This window comes from Saccharothrix longispora (assembly GCF_031455225.1).
Lineage (GTDB): Bacteria > Actinomycetota > Actinomycetes > Mycobacteriales > Pseudonocardiaceae > Actinosynnema > Actinosynnema longispora.
This window is the reverse complement of sequence record NZ_JAVDSG010000001.1, coordinates 5,109,468-5,131,266: the sequence shown is the minus strand read 5'-3', so window position 1 is coordinate 5,131,266 and position 21,799 is coordinate 5,109,468. Positions and strand designations below refer to the sequence as shown.

Genomic DNA, 21,799 nt, shown 5'->3' with positions numbered 1-21,799 from the left:
CATGCCGACTCGCCGTTCCGCATGGATGACCGAGGACCTGGACCAGCTGCGCGGGCTGGCCCGGACCTTCTTCGAGAAGGAGGCCGTCCCCCACCAGGAGCGCTGGGCGGCGCAGAAGCAGGTGGACCGGGGCTTCTGGCACAAGGCCGGGGAGCTGGGCCTGCTGTGCCTGTCCATCCCCGAGGAGTACGGCGGGGGCGGCGGCACGTTCGCGCACGAGGCCGTGCTGCTGGAGGAGCAGGCCCGGTGCGGCGACAGCGCGTGGGGCAACAGCGTGCACAGCGGCATCGTCGCCCACTACCTCGCCTCCTACGGCACCGAGGAGCAGAAGCGGCGCTGGCTGCCGAAGATGGCCTCCGGCGAGTACGTCGGCGCCATCGCCATGTCCGAGCCCGGCGGCGGTTCCGACCTCCAGAACATCAGGACGCGGGCGCTGCGGCACGGCGACGAGTACGTGATCAGCGGCTCCAAGACGTTCATCACCAACGGCGCGCAGGCCGACCTGGTCGTGGTGGTCGCCAAGACCGACCCGTCGCAGGGCGCCACCGGCATCTCGCTGCTGGTCGTGGAGACCGCCGACGCGCCGGGCTTCCGCCGCGGCCGGGTGCTCGACAAGATCGGGCTGAAGGGCCAGGACACCGCCGAGCTGTTCTTCGACGACGTCCGCGTGCCCGCCGACAACCTGCTCGGCACCGGCGAGGGGCAGGGCTTCATCCAGCTCATGCAGCAGCTCCCGCAGGAGCGGCTGATCATCGCGGTGGCGTCGATCGCGGGCATCGAGGCCGCCGTCGCCCTCACCCTGGACTACGTCAAGGACCGCACCGCGTTCGGCCGCGAGCTGATCAAGTTCCAGAACACCCGCTTCACGCTCGCCGAGTGCGCCACCGAGGCCCGCGTGACCAGGGCGTTCGTCGACGAGTGCGTCGAGGCGCACCTCGCGGGCGAACTCGACGTGCCCACCGCGGCCATGGCCAAGTGGTGGTCGACCGAGCGGCTGTGCCGGGTCGTGGACGAGTGCGTGCAGCTGTTCGGCGGCTACGGCTACATGACCGAGTACCCGATCGCGCGCGCGTGGGCGGACGCCCGCGTGCAGAAGATCTACGGCGGGACGAACGAGATCATGAAGGAAATCATCGCGAGGTCCCTCTGACATGCCGGGACCGCTGGAAGGGCTGAAGGTCGTCGAGCTGGCCGGTCTCGCGCCCGCGCCGTTCGGCTGCATGGTGCTGGCCGACCTCGGCGCGTCCGTGGTGCGCGTCGACCGGGTGGGCGGCGCGCCGGCCGTGCCCGGCGACGTCCTCGGTCGCGGTCGCCGCTCGATCGGCGTGGACGTCCGGCGGCCCGAGGGCGCGGAGCTGGTGCTGCGGCTCGTCGCGGAGTCCGACGTGCTGGTCGAGGGCTTCCGGCCGGGCGTCACCGAGCGGCTGGGCATCGGGCCGGCGCAGTGCCTGGCCCGCAACCCCCGGCTCGTCTACGGGCGGATGACCGGCTGGGGCCAGTCCGGTCCGCTGGCCGACCGCGCCGGGCATGACATCAACTACATCGCCGTGGCCGGTGCGCTGGAGCCGATCGGCCGGGCCGGTCAGCCGCCGACCGTGCCGCTGAACCTGGTGGGCGACTTCGGCGGCGGCGGGCTGCTGCTGGCGCTGGGCCTGCTGGCGGCCCTCTACGAGCGGGAGCGCTCCGGGCGGGGCCAGGTCGTGGACGCGGCGATGGTCGACGGCGCGGCGCTGCTGACGACGTTCCTGCACGGCATGTCGTCGGTGGGGGCGTGGTCCGGCGGGCGGGGCGGGAACCTGCTGGACGGCGGCGCGCCGTTCTACGACGTGTACGAGGCCGCGGACGGGCGGTACGTGAGCGTCGGCGCGCTGGAGGACAAGTTCTACGCCGAACTGGTCACCCTGCTGGACCTGGCGGACGCGCCCGACCGGCGCGACCCGGCCCACTGGCCCGAGCTGCGCGCGCGCATCGCGGCGGCGATCGCCACCCGGACCCGGGACGAGTGGGCGGCGCTGGCGGAGGGCACGGACGCCTGCCTGGCGCCCGTGCTGGCCCCCGGCGAGGCGCCGGCGTACGGGCACAACGCGGAGCGCGCGACGTTCGTCGAGGTCGGCGGCGTTCCGCAGCCCGCGCCCGCGCCGCGCTTCGACCGGACCCCGGCGGGTGAGCCGACCGCGCCGCCCACCGCCGGCGCGGACACCGACGAGGTGCTGGCCGGGTTGGGGCTGACCGGTGACGAGGTGGCGGCGCTGCGCTCGGCGGGCGTGGTCGCCTGAAGGCGGCCGGGTAACCGGGAAATGAACGCGTGAAATCACCTGAAGAGGTGCTGGAGAATTACCGGCGGCCGACATCGGCCTTTGTCACGCTGGGTGCGTGCGTCGGCGCAATCAGGTGATGTGCTGTGCGGGTATGGCGATGTCGTTGAACCTCGGTGTCCGTGCCGGGGGGATGGGCGACTGCCCGTATCTAGGTGATCGGCGGGACCGCTGGTCCCCTTGATAGTCCGATCGGGTGACGCCGGCTACTGTCCATGCGTGGTCAAGCGGGCCTCGGAGCGACCGGTCGGGGGACGTCGGCGGGGTGGGCACTCATCGTCCGGGTGAATGGAGGACCATGGCCGGTGACGTGACGGGTACGGCGACCGCCGGGCCCTGCCCTGTGAACGGACGGAGACCGATCAGTGAACGTCAAGAAGGTGGTGACGCTGGCGGCGGTCGCGCTGGTGCTGTTCCTGCTCGTCACCCAGCCCAACGAGTCGGCCGACGCGGTGAAGACCGCGCTCGGGTGGCTCCAGTCGGGCGCCGAGTCGATCATCACCTTCGTCCGCAGCCTCTTCGCCTAGCCGTCGCCGCGGTCCGCCCGCGGGACTCCGCTCAATGCGGTCACCACGAGTGACATTGAGCGGTCGACGTTGCACCGTCCGGGTGGAATGAGGGCTATAACGCGCTGGTAACAGGGTTTTTGGCAAAGCTGGGTCTAGCGGTTGTCGGTACCCGCTAATACGGTGCGTCGCATTGGCTGATCTTCGACCGACGAGGAGGCAGAATGGTCGAGGACTCGGGAGTCGACGAGCTGCTGCGGCAGTGGGCGGCTGAGCGCTCGGACGACGCCGAGCTGCAGGAGGTGAACCGGATCAAGGACGCGTGGCTCGCGGAAGCCCCGCCGTCCCCGGGCATCCCGGTGCAGCGGGCGAACGGCGGGAACCGCGGCCTGATGAGGGTCGAGTCCGCGGACCCCGCGTACGTGGTGGCGATGAGGAAGCGGGCGCCCGAGGTGCCCGAGGTCCTCCTCGCGGCCGCCGCCGGCTACTGGCAGCTGGTGGGCGACCTGTCCGAGGCGGAGCAGTGGTGGGACGCGGGCATCAGCCCGTTGGACCAGCGCGCTCTGGACTACCGGGCGGCCGGGCTCACGCCCGCCGACCTCGGTCGTCGCCTCGGCCCGATGACGGTGCTCCAGCACCTGCGTCGGGGCAGTGCGGCGGCCTGGTGCGTGGCCAGGTTGCAGAGGCAACGCCGGGACGGCGTGGCCTGAGTCGGATCGACGAGTCGGGGCGGGCTCCTGTGGTCGAGGGGCCCAACGCCCGGTGAGGGGCGGGCTCCCGCGCGGGAGCCCCGGCCCGAGGAGTTCTCAGCTCGCACGAAGTACCCTTGAGGCGTGCACGGCCGCCTCGTCACCCCCCAGCGCGTCGCCATCGCCGCCGTCTGCGTGGCCGCGCTCGTCGTGTGCTGCGGCCTCGCCTACTGGCAGTGGGAGCGGTTCTCCCAGGCGGGCGGCAGCTTCCAGAACCTCGGCTACGTGTTCCAGTGGCCCCTGTTCGGCCTGTTCCCGGCGTTCATGGTGTGGCGCATCCGCAGGTTGGACGCCCGTCGCCGGGCCGAGGAGGCCGAGGCCGCCGCGGGCGGCGGCACCCGGGAGCCGGTGGCCGAGCCGCTGAAGCCGGTCGTTACCGTTGAACCCGTCAGGACACCCGCGCACGACGGGGACGACGAGTTGGCGGCCTACAACCGCATGCTCGCCGAGCTCCACGCGCGGGACCAGCGGTGAGGCGAAGGTAGGGCGATGAGCGGCGCGTTGACCAGGTTCCGGTTCATGGCTTATGTGGTCGGCGTCGGCCTCCTGCTGCTCGTGGTCGCCATGATCGCCAAGTACGCGGGCGGCACCGAGACCATGATGCGCGTCGTCGGCCCCGTCCACGGCTTCCTCTACGCCATCTACCTGGTGCTCACCGTCGACCTGGCGCTCAAGGCCCGCTGGTCGATCAAGGCCACGGTCCTGGTCCTGCTCGCCGGCACCATCCCGTTCGTGTCGTTCTACGCCGAGCGCAGGGTCGTGGAGAGCGTCCGGGCCGAGAAAGCCCTGTGACGCACCGGGTTGACCCCGGCTACCAGGCACATCTAGCGTCTGGCGGTACCAACTGAACACGGCCGTCGATGTCGAGCGGGAGAGTCCCCACCAGTCGGGGCGCCGAAGGAGCAACTCCTCCCCGGAATCTCTCAGGCACAGCTACCGCCCGACGAAGGCAACTCTGGAAAGCAGGCGCGCCACCGCGCCTCGCCCACGGTGCAAGCCGCTCACCCGCAGCGGCGAAGCTCTCAGGCCCATGACAGAGGGGGAGGCTCGCTCAGACGAGGAGTCTCCGATGGACCGTGTCATCCTTCACCCGTGCCCGCCGACCCGACCGGTCGGCGCTACCGGCATGCCCGCTCCCTGGGAGGACCCCGCCTGATGGAAAGCCGACGCACGCCCCTGCACGCCGAGCACGAGGCCCTGGGCGCCCTGTTCACCGACTTCGCGGGCTGGCGGATGCCGCTGCGCTACGCCAGCGAGCTGGCCGAGCACCACGCGGTGCGCACCTCGGCGGGCCTGTTCGACCTGACGCACATGGGTGAGATCGTGCTGACCGGTCCCGGGGCGGGCGCCGCGCTGGACCACGCCCTGGTGGGCCACGCGTCGGCGATCGGCGTGGGCCGCGCCCGGTACACGATGATCTGCGAGGCCGACGGCGGCGTCGTCGACGACCTGATCGTCTACCGCACGGGTGACCAGGAGTACCTGGTCGTGGCCAACGCGTCCAACGCGGCCGTCGTGTTCGAGGCGCTGGTCGAGCGGGCGGAGGGCTTCGACACCACCGTCGAGGACCGCTCCACCGACTACGCGCTGCTCGCCGTGCAGGGGCCGCGGTCCACCGACATCCTGGCGGGCCTCACCCCGACCGACCTGGCCGGGGTGAAGTACTACGCCTCCTACCCGACCGAGGTGGCCGGCAGGCCCGTGCTGCTCGCCCGCACCGGGTACACCGGCGAGGACGGCTTCGAGCTGTTCACCGCGCCGGACGACGCCGCGCACGTGTGGGGGGCGCTGCTGGAGGCGGGCCGGGAGCACGACCTCAAGCCCGCCGGCCTCGGCTGCCGCGACACCCTGCGGCTGGAGGCCGGGATGCCGCTGTACGGCAACGAGCTCGGCCGCGGTCGCACCCCGTTCCACGCCAACCTCGGCCGCGTCGTCAAGCTCGACAAGCCGGGCGACTTCGTGGGCCGCGACGCCCTGGCCGCCACCGCGGAGAAGGGCGCCGACCAGGTCCTGGTCGGCCTGAAGACCACCTCCCGCCGCGCGCCGCGCCACGGCTACCCCGTGCTGGACGCGGCGGGCACGCCGATCGGCGAGGTGACCAGCGGCGCGCTGTCGCCGACCCTGGGCTACTCGGTGGCGATGGCCTACGTGACCGTCGGGCACACCGAGCCCGGCACCGAGCTGTCCGTCGACATCCGCGGCAAGCACGAGCCCGTCGAGGTCGTGGCACTGCCGTTCTACAAGCGTCCCACCCGATAGGCGTCCCACCCGACAGGAGAGAGATCCCATGTCCGAGCACTTCAACACCTCCCTCGCGGAGTTCGACCCGGAGGTCGCGGACGCCGTCGCCGCCGAGCTGCACCGGCAGCAGAGCACGCTGGAGATGATCGCCTCGGAGAACTTCACGCCGGTGTCGGTGCTCCAGGCGCAGGGCTCGGTGCTGACCAACAAGTACGCCGAGGGCTACCCGGGTCGGCGCTACTACGGCGGCTGCGAGAACGTCGACGTCATCGAGCGGCTGGCGATCGAGCGGGTCAAGGGGCTGTTCGGCGCGGGCTTCGCCAACGTGCAGCCGCACTCGGGCGCGCAGGCCAACGCGTGCGCGATGTTCGCCCTGCTCCAGCCCGGCGACACGATCCTGGGCCTGGACCTGGCGCACGGCGGGCACCTGACGCACGGCATGCGGATCAACTTCTCCGGCAAGCTCTACAACGTCGTGCCCTACCACGTGTCGGAGGACGACGGCCGGGTCGACATGGCCGAGGTGGAGCGGCTGGCGCAGGAGGCGAAGCCGAAGCTGATCGTGGCCGGCTGGTCGGCGTACCCGCGGCAGTTGGACTTCGCCGAGTTCCGCCGCATCGCCGACTCGGTGGGCGCGTACCTGATGGTCGACATGGCGCACTTCGCCGGCCTGGTGGCGGCGGGCCTGCACCCGAGCCCGGTGCCGCACGCGCACGTCGTGACCACGACCACGCACAAGACGCTCGGCGGCCCGCGCGGCGGCGTGATCCTGACCAACGAGGCCGACCTCGCCAAGAAGATCAACTCGGCGGTGTTCCCGGGTCAGCAGGGCGGTCCGCTGGAGCACGTGATCGCGGGCAAGGCGGTGGCGTTCAAGCACGCCGCGTCGCCCGAGTTCGCCGACCGGCAGCGCCGCACCGTCGAGGGCGCGAAGATCCTCGCCGAGCGCCTGTCGCGGCCCGACGCGGCGGCGGCGGGCGTGAAGGTGCTCACCGGCGGCACGGACGTGCACCTGGTGCTGGTCGACCTGGTGGCCTCGGAGCTGGACGGCAAGCAGGCGGAGGACCGGCTGCACGAGGTGGGCATCACGGTGAACCGCAACGCGGTGCCGAACGACCCGCGCCCGCCGATGGTGACGTCCGGCCTGCGCATCGGCACGCCCGCGCTGGCCACCCGGGGCTTCGGCGCGGCGGACTTCGCCGAGGTGGCCGAGATCATCGCCGCCGCGCTCCAGGCGTCGCCGGACCTGGCCGACCTGCGGGCGCGCGTCGAGGTGCTGGCGGCCAAGCACCCGCTCTACCCGGACCTGTGACGACGCGCACCGCGCGACAGCCGCCGGTGGTCGTGCGCGTCCTCTGAGGCACGCCGCGGCACACCCGCTGCACCACGCCCTGATCCCCCGGCCGACCCCGGGCCGGGGGATCAGGGCGTTCCACAGTGGACGGCGGCTCAGGCCGCCGGGGCGGTCACCCCCGGCGGCAGGCACTCGACGTTGCGCTTCCCGTTGGGCTGCACCACGAACCAGGTGCCGCCCACGCCCTGCCCCTTCCACTGGCCGGGGGCCTCGTCCTTCGCGTAGGTGTAGAGCGGCCAGCCGTCGAGGGTGACCTGCTCCGAGCCGTCCGCGCGCTCGACCGTCGACACGAGCGCCGGGTCGACGCCCTGCAACGCGGGGGTGTTGCCGTTGGACAGCAGCGGCGGCCAGGTCACCGCGCACTGGTCCTCGCAGTTCGACTTCGCCGCCGGCTTCGCGGTGTCCTTGTCGAACCGGTACAGCGTGCGGCCGTCGCCGTCCTGCACGACGTCGCCCATCTTCGGGACGCTCTTGCCCACCAGGGTGATCCGGGGACCCGACGGCGCGGGCGCGGCCTGACCCTCCGGCGCACCGGCGGCCGGGTCGTCCGCCGCCTCGTCCTCGGCCACCGCTTCCTCGCTGGTGGGAGGGGCCAGGGGCTCCTGGACGTCGCCGTAGTCGCCCTGGGCCGCGGCGCCCACCTGCTCGGTCTGCGCGACGTTCGTGCCCCGCAGCACGGTGGTGTTCGACGTCCACATGACCAGTGCGAGCACGGCCGCCATGCCGCCCGCTACGGCGATGGCGACGCGGTTTCGTCGGATCACACTCAACTCCTCCTCGGTCCGTCAATCGCTCCAACGACGATTACGGCCCCGTCACGGCGTCGGTTCACCCCCGCGCCAAGACAGGGGTCGCCTAGGGTGTCCGGGTGGGCAACGAGACCTCCTTCCCGCGCCGGCACGCGCGCACCCAGCGGTTCACCCTCGGGGCACCCCGGACGTTCACCGTCGCACCCGACGGCTCGGCGGTGTACTTCCTGCGCACCGCCTCGGCCGCGGGCCGGGCGAACGGCCTGTGGAAGTTCGACACGGCGGCGGGGACCGAGGCGCTGCTGGTCGACCCGGCGACCCTGCTGACCGACCCCGAGGACCTGCCCCCGGAGGAGCGGGCCCGGCGCGAGCGCACCCGCGAGCAGGCCGCGGGCATCGTCGGCTACTCGACGGACGCCGACGCGCGGCAGGCGGTGTTCGCGCTCTCCGGCCGGCTGTTCGTGGTCGAGCTCGCCACCGCGGCGGTGCGCGAGCTGCCCGCCGCGGGCGCGGCCGTCGACCCCCGCCTGGACCCGACCGGCCGCCGCGTCGGGTACGTGGCGGACGGCGCGCTGCACGTCGTGGACCTGGCGACCGGTGTGGACCGGGTCGTCGCCGCACCGGACGGCGACGACGTCACGTGGGGCCTGGCCGAGTTCATCGCCGCCGAGGAGATGCACCGCTACCGGGGGTACTGGTTCTCCCCGGATGGCGCGCGCGTCCTGGCCGCCCGCGTCGACAACACCCCGGTCCGGCGCTGGTACATCGCCGACCCGGCCAACCCCGCGACCCCGGCCACCGAGATCGCCTACCCGGCGGCGGGCACGCCCAACGCCACCGTCACCGCGTCGTTCCTGGCCGCCGACGGCGACGGCCGGGTGGACGTCGAGTGGGACCGCGAGGCGTTCCCGTACCTGAACACGGCGGTGTGGTCCTCGCACGGCAGGCCGCTGATCCAGGTCCAGTCCCGCGACCAGCGGCGCGTCCTGGTGCTCGCGGCGGACCCGGCGACCGGCGCCACCGAGGTGCTGGCCGACGACACCGACCCGCACTGGCTGGAGCTGGTGCCCGGTTCACCCCGCTGGACGCCGGCCGGCGAGCTGCTGCGCGTGCTGCCGGTGGACGGCGCGAACCGGCTGGTCGTCGGCGACCGGCCGTGGACGCCGGACGGCTTCCAGGTGCGCTCGGTGCTCGACGCGGGGGAGGACGGCGTGCTCGTCACCGCCTCCACCGACGACCCGACGCGGACGCACGTGTTCCTGGTGACGGCGGACGACGTCCGCCGACTGTCCACCGAGGACGGCGTGCACGGCGCGGTCCGCGGCGGCGGCGTGCTGCTGCTGGCCTCCTCGGGCCTGGACCACTTCGGCGTGAAGGTGACCACGTCGACCGGCGGCGTGATCGCCAACCACGCCGAGGAACCCGGGCTCACGCCGCGCGTCACCCTGCTGACCGCCGGCGAGCGGGACCTGCGCGCCGCGCTGCTGCTCCCGCGCGACCACGTTCCGGGCACGAAGCTGCCGGTGCTGCTCGACCCGTACGGCGGGCCGCACGCGCAGCGCGTCGTGGCCGCCCGCAACGCCTACCTCACCTCGCAGTGGCTGGCGGACCAGGGGTTCGCCGTGCTCGTCGTGGACGGCCGGGGCACCCCGGGCCGCGGGCCGGCGTGGGAGCGCGACATCGCGTTCGACTTCGCCGGCGCCACCCTCGACGACCAGGTGGACGCCCTGCACGCGGTGGCCGCCGACCACCCCGACCTCGACCTGACCCGGGTGGCGATCCGCGGCTGGTCCTACGGCGGCTACCTGGCCGCGTTGGCCGTGCTGCGCCGCCCGGACGTCTTCCACGCGGGCATCGCGGGTGCCCCGGTCACCGACTGGAGCCTCTACGACACCCACTACACCGAGCGCTACCTGGGCCACCCGGACGAGAAGCCCGAGGTGTACGAGGCCAACTCGCTCATCGCCGACGCCCCGAAGCTGGAGCGCCCGCTGATGATCGTGCACGGCCTGGCCGACGACAACGTCGTGGCCGCGCACACCCTGCGGCTGTCCAGCGCGCTGCTCGCCGCCGGCCGCCCGCACACCGTGCTGCCGCTGTCGGGCGTCACCCACATGACCCCGCAGGAGCAGGTGGCGGAGAACCTGCTGCTGCTCCAGGTGGACTTCCTGCGCACCGCCCTGGCCTGACCGGGGTGCCACACGAACGGTGCCACACGAACGGTGCCACACGAACGGTGCCACACGAACGGTGCCACACGAACGGTGCCACACGAACGGTGCCACACGAACGGTGCCACACGAACGGGGGGCTGTCCCGCGCGGCGGAACGGCCCCCCGGTCGCGTGCTCAGGAGTTGCGCACCCGGTAGGGCGGGATCGAGTTGCCCACCAGCGCCAGGTCGTCGATCGACTCCGGCCGGTAGCCGCACGCCGGCAGGCGCTCGACCATCAGCGCCGTCGGGTCGGCCACCTCGTCGGCGCGCCCGAACAGGTACGCCCACTCGTGCTCGTCCGAGCCGTAGTACGCGACCGTGTCGAACACCTCGTTGAACCGCTGCCACATGCGGACCAGCGTGGTGTTGCGCCACATCGTCTGGCAGCCCGCCTGGGACACCACGACGCCGCCCGGCGTGAGCAGCGCCTTGCACAGGGCCAGGAACTCCGCGCCGTACAGGCGGTTGTGCTGCGCCTCCTCCTCGCGCTCGTCCGGCAGGTCCACCAGGACGATGTCGTAGCGCTCGGAGGTGGTGCGGATGTACTCGTAGCCGTCGATGTAGCGCACGCGGACCGGGCCCTCGCCGCGCTCGGCGGCGGCCAGCTCCTCCGGCGTGTACCCGTAGGGCAGGTGCTCGGCGCACAGCTTCACGGCCTGCTCGTCGATGTCGATGTGGTCGACCACCGACGCGCCGGCCTCCACCGCCATCCGGCACACCACGCCCTCGCTCGACCCGATGACGAGCACGCGCTCGACCCGGTCGGCCAGCAGCAGCGCCGGCACCATCAGCGCCTCGTGGTAGGTCAGCTGGCTGAACTCGGTGCTCTGCCGGTCGTCGTCGCAGAACAGCGACAACCCCTGGGCGGTGCGGGCGATCACCAGGTGCTGGAACTCGGTCTTCGCGTCGACCACGACCTCGTCGACCTCCCAGTGCCTGGTCATCCCGACGGCCAGCGGCTCGCGGATCACCTCACCGGTCGCGGTTTCCCGGGTCACGACTTCTCCTCACCGACGAGCGCGGGGACGCGGTGCCCCCGGCTGATCATGTCCGTCCGTGCCGACACGGCACCCAGCGCCTCCGCCAGGAGCTGCACCGCGAGCGCGGGTTTGGCGCGTGTGCCGCAGGTGAACACGTCCACGAACACCGCTCCGACCTCCGGATAGGTGTGGATGGACGCGTGCGACTCCGACAACAGGGCCAGCACGGTGACCCCTTGCGGCTCGAACTGCTTGGAGACCACCTCCAACACCGTGGCGTCAGCCTGGGTCAGCGCTTCACCGAGCGCGTGCTTGAGGAACTGCTCGTCGTCGAGCAGTTCCGGGCTCACGCCTTCCAACTCGGCGAGCACGTGCTGTCCTGCGAACAAGCCAACCGGCTCGGATTCGCACGGGAGTCCGGACATCAATCACTCCAAACATCTTCAGAAGGGGTGGAGCGGCGCGGGGGCGTGCTCACCGCACGCAGTGGGTGGCCAACGGGGGGAAGCCGTTGAAGGCCACGGAGGAGTAGCTGGCCGTGTAGGCGCCCGCGCGCAGCAGGTCGACGAAGTCGCCCGCGCGCAGGTCCAGCGGCAGTTCGTAGACGGTGTGCTGGTACAGCACGTCATCGGCGTCGCACGTCGGCCCGGCGATCACCACGGGACCGGTCGGCCCGCCGTCCCGCGACGTCTCCAGCGGGTAGGCGATGGCCTCGCCCTCGGTCTCCGCGAGACCGCCGTAGCGGCCCACGTCGAGGAACACCCAGCGCTGCTCGTCCGTGTAGGACTTCTTCGCCACCAGCACGACCTCGGAGCGGATCAGCCCCGACTCGGCGACCACGGCACGACCCGGTTCGATCATCACGCGGGGCGTGAAGTCGCCGAAGTGCCGCTCGATCGCGGCGGTGATCGCGGCGCCGTACTCGGCCGGCGCGGGCGGACGCTCCAGGTACGCGGCGGGCAGGCCGCCGCCCAGGTTCAGCGTCGTCACCGGCAGGCCCTCGGCGCGCAGCTTCAGCACGACCTCGGCGGCGTCGGCGATCGCGCCGTCCCAGCCGGTCGGGTCGAGCTGCTGCGACCCCGCGTGGAACGCCACGCCCAGCGGCGCGAGGCCCAGTTCGGCGGCCAGCCGCAGCAGGTCGGCCGCCATCTCCGGCGCGCAGCCGAACTTCTTGCCGAACGGGTAGGTCGATCCCCGGCTCTCCACCACGATGCGCAGCAGCACCGACGAGCCCGGCGCGTGCTCGGCGACCGCGCGCACGTCCTGCTCGCTGTCGGAGACGAACAGCCGCACCCCGCGCCCGAACGCGTACGCGATGTCACGGGCTTTCTTGATCGGGTTGCTGTAGGAGATCGCGCCCGGTGCCGCGCCGCGCGCCAGGCACAGGTCGATCTCGGCGGGGCTGGCGACGTCGAAGCACGATCCCTCGGCGGCCAGCAGCTCGACCACCTCGGGCGCGGGGTTCGCCTTCACCGCGTAGAAGACCGCCACCCGGGGGAGGGCCTCGCGGATCGCGGTGAACCGGTCGCGGACCGTGGGCAGGTCGATGACCAGGCACGGGGTGTCCGGTCGGTCGTGGTCCAGGAAACGACGAATACGAGCTGTTGCCTCGTGTAGCCGGTTGTCGTCGGCAAAGCTCTTCGTCATCTCGCTAGGGGTCCCCCTCCGCGACCGTGTTCAGGCACGGTCTGACCGTCTTCGGGCACGGCGGTCCACGGTACGCGCAGAAGGCGGAAAAAGCGCTACCGGCCGGCGAAGTTGTGACGCAGCTCCACGACGGAGATGTCCGGCGGCGCGCCCACGCGCACCGGCGGACCCCAGAACCCGGCGCCGTTCGACGTGTAGACCTGGGTGCCGTCGATCGTCTCCAGGCCGCTGCGCACCGGCTGCTGGAGGCCGACCGCCAGGTGGAACGGGAACATCTGCCCGCCGTGCGTGTGCCCCGACAGCTGGAGGTCCACGCCGTGCCCGGCCGCCTCGCGCACCTGCACCGGCTGGTGTGCCAGCAGCACCACCGGCGTGCTCGTGTCACGCCCGTCGAGGGCGCGGGCGAAGTCGGGGGCGTCGTCGAAGCTCGCGCCGTTGACGTCGTTCACGCCCGCGAGGTCGAACGTCGCCCCGGCCCGCTCGATCGTCAACCGCTCGTTGCGCAGCGCGTTGACCCCGAGTCGCTCGACCTCGGCGATCCACTGCTCCGCCCCCGAGTAGTACTCGTGGTTGCCGGTGACGAAGAAGCTGCCGTGCGTGCTCACCAGGTCGCGCAGCGGAGCCGCCGCCTCGCCCAGCTCCTCCACCGAGCCGTCGACGAGGTCGCCGACGATCGCCACCAGGTCCACCTGCTGCTCGTTGATCATCCGCACGATCCGCTCGGTGTGCGAGCGGCCGAGCAGCGGACCCAGGTGGATGTCGCTGACCACCGCGATCCGGTAGCCCGACAGCCGCGGGTCGAGCTTGCCCAGCGTCACGGGCACGCGCTTGACCACCGGGTCGCCCAGCGCCTGCGTCGCCCCGTAGGTGACGATGCCCGCCGCGGCCACGCCGCCCGCGACCGCCAGCGACCGGGCCAGGAACAGCCGCCGCCCCTCGTCCACCTCCGGGGCCTCGGGCACCGGGTCGGGCAGGGCCTCCTCGGCGTCGACCGCGGTGCCCGGCGTCACGTCCGGCGCCCCGACGGTCGCCCGCACCCGGCCGCGCCGCGCCCGCCGCAGCAGCACCAGCCGGGGGATCTCCAGCAGCCCGAGCAGCACCGTCAGGTAGAACACGCCCGCCAGCCAGAGGAACCCGGGCCACGCCACGACCCGGCCGAACCCGCCCACGCGCTGGAGGCCGAGCGCACCGACCACCAGCAGCAGCAGGAACACCACCGCGACGGTGCCGACCAGGCGCCCGCGGCCGGGGCGGGTGGTGTCCCGCACCACGCGCTTCCAGATGTAGTAGTGGGCCGCGGCCATCACGACCGAGAGCAGCAGGAAGAAGAACAACGCGGTGCCTCCAGGGGTGTGCCCTCCAGTTTCCACGAATCCCGGTCCAGGCGTGCAACCCCCCGGTCGCCGGCGGCCGGCGCGTCCGGCCTCCCGCGTCCGGCCTCCCGCGTCCGGCCTCCCGCGTCCGGCCTCCCGGGTTCGTCCGTCCGGGTGCCCCCGGCGGGTACCGTGCTGGTCGCCATGCGGACCCTGCTCATCGACAACCACGACTCGTTCACCTTCAACCTCTTCCAGTTCCTGGCGGAGGTGAACGGGCGCGACCCGGTCGTCGTCGCCAACGACGACCTGCGGTTCCGGCTGTCCGACCTGTCCTCGTTCGACAACGTGGTGATCGGCCCAGGCCCCGGTCGGCCGCAGCGCGCCGCCGACCTCGGCCTGGGCCGCGCCGTCGTCGAGCACGCCGACGTGCCGCTGCTCGGCGTCTGCCTCGGCCACCAGGCCCTGTGCCTCGCGGAGGGCGCCTCCGTGGGCCTGGTCACGCCCCGGCACGGCGTCGTCGACCACGTCCGGCACACCGGCGTCGACCTCTTCGCGGGCCTGCCGTCGCCGCTGGCCGTCGTCCGCTACCACTCGCTGGCCGTCTCCGACCTGCCCGCCTCCCTCGAACCGGTCGCGTGGTCGGCGTCGGACGGCGTGCTGATGGCCGTGCGGCACCGGACCCGCCCGCGGTGGGGCGTGCAGTTCCACCCGGAGTCGGTCTGCACCGCGCACGGCCGCGACCTGCTCGCGAACTTCCGCGACCTCACGTCGGCGTCCGCCGTCGAACCGGCCGTCGCGCCCGCCCCGGTGGCCCCCGTCGCGGCCCCCGGCCGTTCCGTGCTGGTGCGGCGGGTCGAGGCCCACCCGTCGCCCGAAGCGGTGTTCGCGGCCCTGTACGGCGACTCCGCGGACGCGTTCTGGCTCGACAGCAGCCTGCCCGGTGGCCGGGGCCGCTTCTCCGTCATGGGCGACGCCTCCGGCCCGCTCGCCAGGGTGGCCACCTACGACGTGGGGGCCGGCGAGGTGACCGTCGACGGGGTGGTGAGCCCCGGGCCGTTCCTGGACTGGCTGGAGGCCGACCTGGCGGCGTGGCGGGTGGAGCAGCCCGACGTGCCGTTCGACTTCGCCCTCGGCTGGGTCGGCTACCTCGGCTACGAGCTGAAGGCCGAATGCGGCGGTGAGGCCGCCCACCGTTCGGAGCAACCCGACGCGGCATTCGTGTTCGCCGACCGGGCGGTCGTTTTCGACCACGAATCCCGGTGCTGCCACCTGCTCGCGTTGAGCGACGAGGACGGCTGGTTGGACCGAACGGAGGCATTCCTGCGCGATTTCCCGACGCCCGCCGAGGTGCCCGCCGGGCGTGTTCCCCGGGGGCCTCGCGGGGACTCCGCGCAGGCCCGGCACGGCCGCACCCAGTACCTGAAGCTCATCGCGGCCTGCCAGGAGGCCATCACGGCCGGCGAGAGCTACGAGGTGTGCCTGACGAACACCGTCACGTGGCGGGGTGCCGTCGACCCGTGGGACGCCTACCGGTTCCTCCGCGCGGAAAGCCCCGCCCCGTTCGGCGCACTGCTCCGTTTCGGTGCGCTCTCCGTGCTCAGCACTTCACCCGAGCGGTTCATCCGGATCGACCGACAGGGTGTCGTCGAATCCGAACCAATCAAGGGGACGCGACCGCGGGGCCGCACGCCGGAGGAGGACCGCGCTTTGCGGAGGGCCTTGGCGACCAGCGCGAAGGACCGCGCCGAGAACCTCATGATCGTGGACCTCGTGCGCAATGATCTGGGCCATTGCGCGGAAGTCGGCAGCGTCGAGGTGCCCAGGATCTTCGAGGTGGAGAGCTACGCGACCGTGCACCAGCTCGTCAGCACGGTTCGGGCGAGACTGCGTTCCGGCACTTCCGCCACCGCGGCCGTTAGGGCGGCGTTCCCGGGCGGGTCGATGACCGGCGCCCCCAAGATCCGGACAATGCAGATCATCGACGGGCTGGAAGCCGGGGCCCGGGGGGTCTACTCCGGGGCACTCGGATACTTCTCCCTGTCGGGAACCGCCGACTTCAGCATCGTCATCAGGACGCTGGTGGTGGACCGGGACAAGGTGAGTTTCGGCGTCGGCGGCGCTGTCATCGCGCTGTCTGACCCCGCGGAGGAATTCGAGGAGACCGCCGTGAAGGCGACCGCCCTGCTCAGGCTGCTCGGCACGGGCTTCCCCGACCGCGCATGACGTGACCTGCGTTTTCCCCTGCGGTGGGCCGTGGCCGACCGCAGGGGAACGGTTGCCCCGCAGGTCAGGAGGCGTGCGCTTCCTGGAACTGCACGACCAGGCCCTGGGGAATGCGGCCGCGGTCGGAGATCTGGTGCCCCTGTGCCCGGGCCCAGTCCCGAATGGCCTGCGCCTGGGCCTTGTCACCAGCCTTTACGGTGCTCTTGCCGGTGCCCTTGCGCTGCTTGCGCCCACCCGCACGGCGTGCCTTGGCGACGAAGTCGGCCAGGGACTGGCGGAGCTTGTCCGCATTGTCCTTGGAGAGGTCGATGGAGTACTCCACACCGTCCAGCGCGAAGGTCACGGTCTCGGCGGCTTCGCTGCCGTCGAGGTCGTCGATGAGTTGGACGACGGTCTGCTGTGCCACTGTTCCTCCGTGTGTGCTCGCATAGCGCGTGCTGCCCTCGACTTGTTCTGCGCCACACGCTTCGGGGGTCACCATAGTGCACGAGAGGAATATCGCCTAACCTTTCGGCATGAAAATGTGACTGGATGCCCCCGGACGGGTCATTTCACGGGCTAAACCACACGGCCTGAAATGCGAGGCTGCCCGAAGGCCCCTCCGTGGTGCCCGTCACACCCGGTCGGGTGGCCTATCCTGGACTCGGATACCCGCCCAGGGTAGGGAAGGTGGGGGACGGTGCACGGCTACACGGCGGACAAGGACGCGTACCTCAAGCGGCTCAGGCGCATCGAGGGCCAGGTGCGCGGTCTCCAGCGCATGGTCGAGAACGACGACTACTGCATCGACGTCCTGACCCAGATCTCTGCGGCCACGAAGGCCCTCCAGGCGGTCTCCCTGGGCCTGCTGGAAGAGCACCTGAAGCACTGCGTGGCCCAGGCGGCGGCCGAGGGCGGCGAGGTGGCCGAGGAGAAGATCGCCGAGGCGTCCGCGGCGATCACCCGACTGGTCCGCTCCTGACCGCGCCCCCGTGCCCGGCCGGGGCGCCCTGATCCAGTAGAGTGCTCCCGCCGGCCCCCGTAGCCCAATCGGCAGAGGCAGCGGACTCAAAATCCGTCCAGTGTGCGTTCGAGTCGCACCGGGGGCACCACGCCCGACCGGGCCGCACGGGACGATCGCCCGGACCTCCGGACGCGCCCGGTCAGGACACCTCCCTCGACGAGAACGGCCGGCCGACGTGGTGTCCCCACCCGTCGACCGGCCGTTCTCGGCGCTGTGGCCGGTTGCTCACTCCGAGGGTTCCGACGGCGCCTTGCGGGGCATCAGGACCACGAACGGCAGGCTGAGGGCCGTGGCGGCCAGGACGACGATGAGGGTGACCTCCATCGCGTGGGCGAACCCGGACGTCGCGGCCATGAAGAAGACCGACGTGACCGCGGCCGAGCCGATCGCCGAGGCGAGCTGCTGGATCGAGCCGAGCGAGCCGCTGGCGCTGCCGGCCTCGTCGGGCTTCGCGTCGCCCAGGGCGACGGTCGGGATCGTGGTGAAGCAGAGGCCGGTGCCGACGCCGATGACGACGAACGCCGGGGCCAGCGCCCAGAGGCTGAGGTCCGTCCCGGAGAACTTGACGAGGGCCAGGACCCAACCGCAACCGACGATGGAGACGCCCAGGCCGATGAAGACGAGCTTGCGGCCGAGCTTGGTGACCAGGCCGCCCATGGCGGCGAAGCTGGCGCCGATGAGACCCACGGTGAGCGGCACGAGGCCGAGCGAGGCGTCCCGCGGGCTGGCGTGCAGCCCTTCCTGGATGAACAGCGACAGCACGAAGAACAGGCCGGTGCTGGCGGCGAAGGCGACCAGGCCCACGACCATGCCGGAGGTGAAGCCGCGGTTCTTCAGCAGCGAGGGCTTGATGAGCGGGTGCTCCGCGGTGCGCTGGCGGTAGGCGAAGGCGCCGAAGAACAGCAGACCGACGACGACCGCGATGACGGAGAGGGCGTGCCAGCCGTTGGTCGAGCCCTCGATCAGGCCGTACAGCAGCCCGAACATGGCCACCGAGAGCAGGCCGGAGCCCCAACCGTCGACGACGGTGGACCGGTCGGCGTCGTCGTCGCGCGGCAGGATCCTGACGGCGATGATCATCCCGATGATGCCGAGGAAGATGTTCGCGAGGAAGATCGGGCGCCAGGACAGGCCGAACAGGTCGGCGTTGATGATGAACCCGGCCAGGACCGGGCCGCCGACGCTGGAGATGCCGAGGACCGGGCCGAACAGGCCGAACGCCTTGGCGAGCATCTCGCGGTCGAACGCCTTCGTCATGATCGCCATGCCCTGCGGGATGAGCAGGGCGCCGAACGCGCCCTGGGCGACCCGGGCGGCGATGAGCAGGCCCGGGTCGGGCGAGAAGCCGATGACCGCCGAGGCCAGGGTGAAGCCGCCCATGCCGATGAGGAAGAGCTTGCGCTGGCCGAACTTGTCGCCCAGCCGGCCGCCGATCAGGAGCAGGACGCCCATGGCGAGCATGTACGCCGGTCCCACCCACTTGATCAGGCTCTCACCGCCGTTGAGCTCGCGGGCGATGGTGGGGGCCGCGATGTTCGTGATTGTCCCATCGATCACGTCGATGGCGTCGGCGAGCAGCACCAGCCCCAGGATCGCCCACATCCGGCGGCTGGAGAGGCGTGCGGTGCCCGCGCCCGGCTCCGTCGTGCTTGTCATGAGGAACGTCCTTCTCGGTTCCGTCGGGGGCGCCCCCTCATGGGCGACCTCTCGCCCCTACTACGAACGCCGCCGGCCCGATCCGACACCGCCCCGGAGATTTTTTGCGGCACCCCGGAACGCCCGCCCGGCTACCCCAACTGGTCGCGGCGACGGGTCAGGTAGGCGGTCTCGGCGGTGTTGCCGGCCAGTTCGATGGCCCGGTCGTAGGCCGCGCGCGCCTGCCGGCCGTGGCCCGTCCGGCGCAGCAGCTCGGCGCGGGTGGCGTGGTAGGCGTGGTAGCCGGCCAGCGCGTTCCCGAGCCGGTCGACGGCGGCCAGCGCCACGTCCGGGCCGTCGACCTCGGCGACCGCGATCGCCCGGTTGAGGGCGATCGTCGGCGAGGGGTCCACGCGGACGAGCTGGTCGTAGAGGGCGAGCACCTGCGACCAGTCGGTGTCGCGGATGTCCCGGGCGGAGGTGTGCACGGCGTTGATCGCCGCGAGGATCTGGTAGCGGCCCGGGGCGACCCCGGCGGCGGCCGCGGCGAGGCGCTCGCGCACCAGCCGGTGGCCCTCGGCGATCAGCGTCGCGTCCCACGCCCCGCGGTCCTGCTCGGCCAGGGGGACCAGTTCACCGCTCGCCGAGACCCGGGCCGGTCGGCGGGCCTCGATGAGCAGCATCAGCGCCAGCAGCCCGGCCACCTCGCCGTCGTCCGGCAGCAGGTCGCGGATCAGGCGGGCGAGCCGGATCGCCTCGGCGGTCAGGTCGTGGCGCACGGGGTCGGTGTCGGGGCTGGTGGCCAGGTAGCCCTCGTTGAAGACGAGGAACAGGACGGCGAGCACGCCGGTGACGCGTGCCGGCAGGTCCTCGGTGGCCGGCACGCGGTAGGGGATGTGCGCCGCTTTGATCTTGGCCTTCGCGCGGGTGATCCGCTGCCCCATGGCGCTCTCCGTCACCAGGAAGGCGCGGGCGATCTCGGGCACGGTCAGACCGCCGACCATGCGCAACGTCAGCGCCAGGCGGGATTCCACCGCCAGCGCCGGGTGGCAGCAGGTGAAGATCAACCGGAGCCGGTCGTCGTCGATGGCGCCGGGGGGCTCGCGCGGGCCGGCGCCGTGCACCATCCGAGCCTCCCTCTGCTTCTCGTCGCGCTTGCTCTCGCGTCGGATGCGGTCGATGGCCTTGCGGTTGGCGGTGGTGGTCAGCCAGGCGGCGGTGTTGGGCGGCACGCCGTCGACCGACCACCGCTCGACGGCGGTCGCGAACGCCTCGGCGGCCGCTTCCTCGGCGATGTCGAGATCACCGAAGCGCCTGGTCAGGAGGGCGACCACCCGCGCCCACTCCTCGTGGTGGGCGCGGGTGATGGCCTCCCGGACGTCGAACCCGCTCACACGGCCACGAACGGCCGCACCTCGACCTTCCGGTTGCAGGCCCTCGCCCCCTCGGTCGCGAGCTTGAGCGCGACGTCGAGGTCGGGTGCTTCGATGATCCAGAAACCGGCGAGGTACTCCTTCGACTCCAGGAACGGACCGTCGGTGACCACCGCCTCCGCGCCCCGGGGGTCGATGACGGTGGCGTTCTCCGGTCCGCTGAGCCCACCGGCGAACACCCAGTGCCCCTGGGCGCGGAGCCGGTCGTTGAACACGTCGATCGCAGCCTGCTCGTCCGGGTCGTCGATGCTGGCCTGGTCGTGGATCACGGAAAGCAGGTACTGCATCCGCAACATCTCCTCTGGCGTCAGGACAGTGTGGTGAAGCGGTCCGGTGCGTCGGCCAGCGTAATACCGCGGCGCCCGCCGGCCGGCGGGTCACCCGCGAGGACCTCGCCCTACGGGTTGCCGAACCGGCGTTCCCGGCCCGCCGCGACGCCGCGCGGCCGCGCGGACCGCACCCACCGCTTCAGCGGCCGTCGACCAGGTCGCGCAGGCGCTCGGCCAGCTCCGGCGTCACGGCGTCGGGCCGTTCCGCGGGCGGCGGCGGTGTGATCCGGCACCGCTCCGGAACGCTCCCGGGCAGCACGAAGCCGGGCTCGTCGGTCAGCACCGAGATCGCGACCGCGTCGGAGGGCACCTTCACGGGGCCGTCGTTGCGACAGGCCAACAGGAAGGCGAGCCACGTCCGGTACGACACCAGCAGCTCGGAGAACGCCAGAGGGGGCTTGGTGAGGCCGAGCCGCGTCGCCACCCCCGCCAGCCCCTCGTTCATGAGCTGCTCCATCCCGGCGACGCAGGACAGCGGATCGCCGTCCAGGTCGGGACTGGCGAGACCACCGACGCCCAACTTCCCCTGGAACTCGGCGAAGCGCTCGGTGACGTGGTCCGTGCCGGGCCAGGTCGGCTGCACCAGGATGGCGGTGACCTCCCGCTCGCCGGCGAGCCGTTCGGCGATCTGCAGGGCCAGGCCGGCGGCGCTGCAGTGGCCCACGACGAACACGCGCCGGTCGCCGGTCGCGGCGGACTCGTCGGCGCGGAAGGCGGCGGCGGTCTCGTCGGCCAGCTCCGGCAGGGCGGCGTAGAGCCGGTCACCGGACAGCGCGCCGCGCGGGTCCACCTGGTAGACCGGGTGACCGGCGGCCACGTCGCCGACCAGCCGGCTGAGCCGCGGCGCCGGGGTGAGCGGCTGGAAGTCGGCGACCAGGACGGCCGCCCCGTCCCCGGAGCTGAGCCTGCTGCACAGTGGTTTGGTACCAATGACGGCCTGCATCGGTGTTTCCTTCCCCTCGGGCACTTCAGCCCTCGGACACCAGCGGGACTTCCGCGTACCCGTTGAAGACGAACGTCGCCGCGCTCCTTCATCGGGGCGGAACGGCCGTGCTGACAGCTTCGCGAGGACCGATTCCCCCGACAACTTCCCCATTGCGGCCGT

21 protein-coding genes, 1 tRNA gene and 2 riboswitches are annotated in these 21,799 nt (G+C 72.2%); of the genes, 12 read left to right on the top strand and 10 right to left on the bottom strand.

What is annotated here, in order from left to right; genetic code table 11:
* Position 1 precedes the first annotated feature (1 nt).
* The 8 genes from J2S66_RS21060 to glyA all read left to right on the top strand — a co-directional run bounded on the left by J2S66_RS21060 (position 2) and on the right by glyA (position 7,123).
* Positions 2 to 1,150: an acyl-CoA dehydrogenase family protein gene (locus tag J2S66_RS21060; RefSeq protein WP_310308929.1), complete on the top strand. Its 1,149-nt coding sequence runs from the start codon at positions 2 to 4 to the stop codon at positions 1,148 to 1,150.
* A gap of 1 nt (position 1,151) precedes the next feature.
* A complete protein-coding gene (locus tag J2S66_RS21055; protein ID WP_310308928.1) occupies positions 1,152 to 2,276 on the top strand; it encodes a CaiB/BaiF CoA transferase family protein in 1,125 nt (374 codons plus the stop codon).
* A 404-nt stretch (positions 2,277 to 2,680) separates the two neighbouring features.
* Positions 2,681 to 2,842, top strand: coding sequence for a hypothetical protein (locus tag J2S66_RS21050; protein WP_306749839.1), 162 nt, complete (start codon positions 2,681 to 2,683; stop codon positions 2,840 to 2,842).
* 203 nt (positions 2,843 to 3,045) lie between these two features.
* Entirely contained in the window at positions 3,046 to 3,531 is a 486-nt protein-coding gene (locus J2S66_RS21045) for a helix-turn-helix transcriptional regulator (protein ID WP_310308927.1), read from the top strand.
* A 123-nt stretch (positions 3,532 to 3,654) separates the two neighbouring features.
* The gene (locus J2S66_RS21040) at positions 3,655 to 4,044 is read left to right on the top strand and encodes a hypothetical protein (RefSeq protein ID WP_310308926.1); all 390 of its coding nucleotides are present in this window, start codon (positions 3,655 to 3,657) and stop codon (positions 4,042 to 4,044) included.
* 15 nt (positions 4,045 to 4,059) lie between these two features.
* Positions 4,060 to 4,362 carry a DUF3817 domain-containing protein gene (locus tag J2S66_RS21035; RefSeq protein WP_310308925.1) on the top strand — a complete coding sequence of 101 codons (303 nt, stop codon included), beginning with the start codon at positions 4,060 to 4,062 and terminating at the stop codon, positions 4,360 to 4,362.
* 66 nt (positions 4,363 to 4,428) lie between these two features.
* Positions 4,429 to 4,519, top strand: a riboswitch (glycine riboswitch).
* A 1-nt stretch (position 4,520) separates the two neighbouring features.
* Positions 4,521 to 4,614, top strand: a riboswitch (glycine riboswitch).
* Positions 4,615 to 4,725: 111 nt separating this feature from the next.
* Complete coding sequence (gcvT, locus tag J2S66_RS21030) at positions 4,726 to 5,829, top strand: glycine cleavage system aminomethyltransferase GcvT (RefSeq protein WP_374726105.1); 1,104 nt, start codon at positions 4,726 to 4,728, stop codon at positions 5,827 to 5,829.
* 28 nt (positions 5,830 to 5,857) lie between these two features.
* Positions 5,858 to 7,123, top strand: a complete 1,266-nt coding sequence (gene glyA, locus J2S66_RS21025; protein WP_306749843.1) for a serine hydroxymethyltransferase — start codon at positions 5,858 to 5,860, stop codon at positions 7,121 to 7,123.
* Between the two features lie 137 nt (positions 7,124 to 7,260).
* On the opposite strand, the gene J2S66_RS21020 is transcribed toward glyA, so the two are convergent.
* Entirely contained in the window at positions 7,261 to 7,929 is a 669-nt protein-coding gene (locus J2S66_RS21020; RefSeq protein WP_310308924.1) for a COG4315 family predicted lipoprotein, read from the bottom strand.
* A 104-nt stretch (positions 7,930 to 8,033) separates the two neighbouring features.
* On the opposite strand from J2S66_RS21020, the gene J2S66_RS21015 reads away from it, so the two are divergent.
* Positions 8,034 to 10,103, top strand: a complete 2,070-nt coding sequence (locus J2S66_RS21015) for a S9 family peptidase (protein WP_310308923.1) — start codon at positions 8,034 to 8,036, stop codon at positions 10,101 to 10,103.
* 159 nt (positions 10,104 to 10,262) lie between these two features.
* Here the strand turns inward: J2S66_RS21015 and J2S66_RS21010 are convergent, their stop codons facing one another.
* The 4 genes from J2S66_RS21010 to J2S66_RS20995 form a co-directional block, all read right to left on the bottom strand.
* Positions 10,263 to 11,099 carry a spermidine synthase gene (locus tag J2S66_RS21010; protein WP_425566449.1) on the bottom strand — a complete coding sequence of 279 codons (837 nt, stop codon included), beginning with the start codon at positions 11,097 to 11,099 and terminating at the stop codon, positions 10,263 to 10,265.
* 23 nt (positions 11,100 to 11,122) lie between these two features.
* Positions 11,123 to 11,533, bottom strand: coding sequence for an adenosylmethionine decarboxylase (gene speD, locus J2S66_RS21005; RefSeq protein WP_306749847.1), 411 nt, complete (start codon positions 11,531 to 11,533; stop codon positions 11,123 to 11,125).
* 49 nt (positions 11,534 to 11,582) lie between these two features.
* Complete coding sequence (locus J2S66_RS21000) at positions 11,583 to 12,755, bottom strand: type III PLP-dependent enzyme (protein ID WP_310308922.1); 1,173 nt, start codon at positions 12,753 to 12,755, stop codon at positions 11,583 to 11,585.
* Positions 12,756 to 12,850: 95 nt separating this feature from the next.
* A complete protein-coding gene (locus J2S66_RS20995; RefSeq protein ID WP_310308921.1) occupies positions 12,851 to 14,125 on the bottom strand; it encodes a metallophosphoesterase in 1,275 nt (424 codons plus the stop codon).
* 147 nt (positions 14,126 to 14,272) lie between these two features.
* On the opposite strand from J2S66_RS20995, the gene pabB reads away from it, so the two are divergent.
* Entirely contained in the window at positions 14,273 to 16,294 is a 2,022-nt protein-coding gene (pabB, locus tag J2S66_RS20990; RefSeq protein WP_310308920.1) for an aminodeoxychorismate synthase component I, read from the top strand.
* Between the two features lie 64 nt (positions 16,295 to 16,358).
* Here pabB and J2S66_RS20985 read toward each other — a convergent pair whose 3' ends face one another.
* Positions 16,359 to 16,700: a histone-like nucleoid-structuring protein Lsr2 gene (locus J2S66_RS20985; RefSeq protein WP_310308919.1), complete on the bottom strand. Its 342-nt coding sequence runs from the start codon at positions 16,698 to 16,700 to the stop codon at positions 16,359 to 16,361.
* 273 nt (positions 16,701 to 16,973) lie between these two features.
* On the opposite strand from J2S66_RS20985, the gene J2S66_RS20980 reads away from it, so the two are divergent.
* Both J2S66_RS20980 and J2S66_RS20975 read left to right on the top strand, forming a co-directional pair.
* Positions 16,974 to 17,255, top strand: a complete 282-nt coding sequence (locus J2S66_RS20980; protein WP_306749853.1) for a metal-sensitive transcriptional regulator — start codon at positions 16,974 to 16,976, stop codon at positions 17,253 to 17,255.
* A gap of 53 nt (positions 17,256 to 17,308) precedes the next feature.
* Positions 17,309 to 17,385: transfer RNA gene (locus J2S66_RS20975), tRNA-Leu, on the top strand.
* 137 nt (positions 17,386 to 17,522) lie between these two features.
* Here the strand turns inward: J2S66_RS20975 and J2S66_RS20970 are convergent.
* The 4 genes from J2S66_RS20970 to J2S66_RS20955 form a co-directional block, all read right to left on the bottom strand.
* Positions 17,523 to 18,953, bottom strand: a complete 1,431-nt coding sequence (locus J2S66_RS20970; RefSeq protein WP_310308918.1) for an MFS transporter — start codon at positions 18,951 to 18,953, stop codon at positions 17,523 to 17,525.
* A 131-nt stretch (positions 18,954 to 19,084) separates the two neighbouring features.
* Positions 19,085 to 20,326, bottom strand: coding sequence for an RNA polymerase sigma factor (locus J2S66_RS20965; protein ID WP_310308917.1), 1,242 nt, complete (start codon positions 20,324 to 20,326; stop codon positions 19,085 to 19,087).
* On the bottom strand, positions 20,323 to 20,652 hold the full coding sequence (locus J2S66_RS20960; RefSeq protein ID WP_310308916.1) for a YciI family protein: 330 nt from the start codon (positions 20,650 to 20,652) through the stop codon (positions 20,323 to 20,325). The genes J2S66_RS20965 and J2S66_RS20960 overlap by 4 nt, the downstream gene beginning before the upstream one ends.
* Positions 20,653 to 20,833: 181 nt before the next feature.
* On the bottom strand, positions 20,834 to 21,637 hold the full coding sequence (locus J2S66_RS20955; protein WP_310308915.1) for a hypothetical protein: 804 nt from the start codon (positions 21,635 to 21,637) through the stop codon (positions 20,834 to 20,836).
* Positions 21,638 to 21,799 lie beyond the last annotated feature (162 nt).

Coding starts and splice junctions, on each gene's coding strand:
- J2S66_RS21060 (WP_310308929.1), top strand. CDS start 2: ATGCCGACTCGCCGTTCCGCATGGATGACCGAGGACCTGGACCAGCTG.
- J2S66_RS21055 (WP_310308928.1), top strand. CDS start 1,152: ATGCCGGGACCGCTGGAAGGGCTGAAGGTCGTCGAGCTGGCCGGTCTC.
- J2S66_RS21045 (WP_310308927.1), top strand. CDS start 3,046: ATGGTCGAGGACTCGGGAGTCGACGAGCTGCTGCGGCAGTGGGCGGCT.
- J2S66_RS21035 (WP_310308925.1), top strand. CDS start 4,060: ATGAGCGGCGCGTTGACCAGGTTCCGGTTCATGGCTTATGTGGTCGGC.
- gcvT (WP_374726105.1), top strand. CDS start 4,726: ATGGAAAGCCGACGCACGCCCCTGCACGCCGAGCACGAGGCCCTGGGC.
- glyA (WP_306749843.1), top strand. CDS start 5,858: ATGTCCGAGCACTTCAACACCTCCCTCGCGGAGTTCGACCCGGAGGTC.
- speD (WP_306749847.1), bottom strand. CDS start 11,533: ATGTCCGGACTCCCGTGCGAATCCGAGCCGGTTGGCTTGTTCGCAGGA.
- J2S66_RS21000 (WP_310308922.1), bottom strand. CDS start 12,755: ATGACGAAGAGCTTTGCCGACGACAACCGGCTACACGAGGCAACAGCT.
- pabB (WP_310308920.1), top strand. CDS start 14,273: ATGCGGACCCTGCTCATCGACAACCACGACTCGTTCACCTTCAACCTC.
- J2S66_RS20970 (WP_310308918.1), bottom strand. CDS start 18,953: ATGACAAGCACGACGGAGCCGGGCGCGGGCACCGCACGCCTCTCCAGC.
- J2S66_RS20960 (WP_310308916.1), bottom strand. CDS start 20,652: ATGCAGTACCTGCTTTCCGTGATCCACGACCAGGCCAGCATCGACGAC.
- J2S66_RS20955 (WP_310308915.1), bottom strand. CDS start 21,637: ATGCAGGCCGTCATTGGTACCAAACCACTGTGCAGCAGGCTCAGCTCC.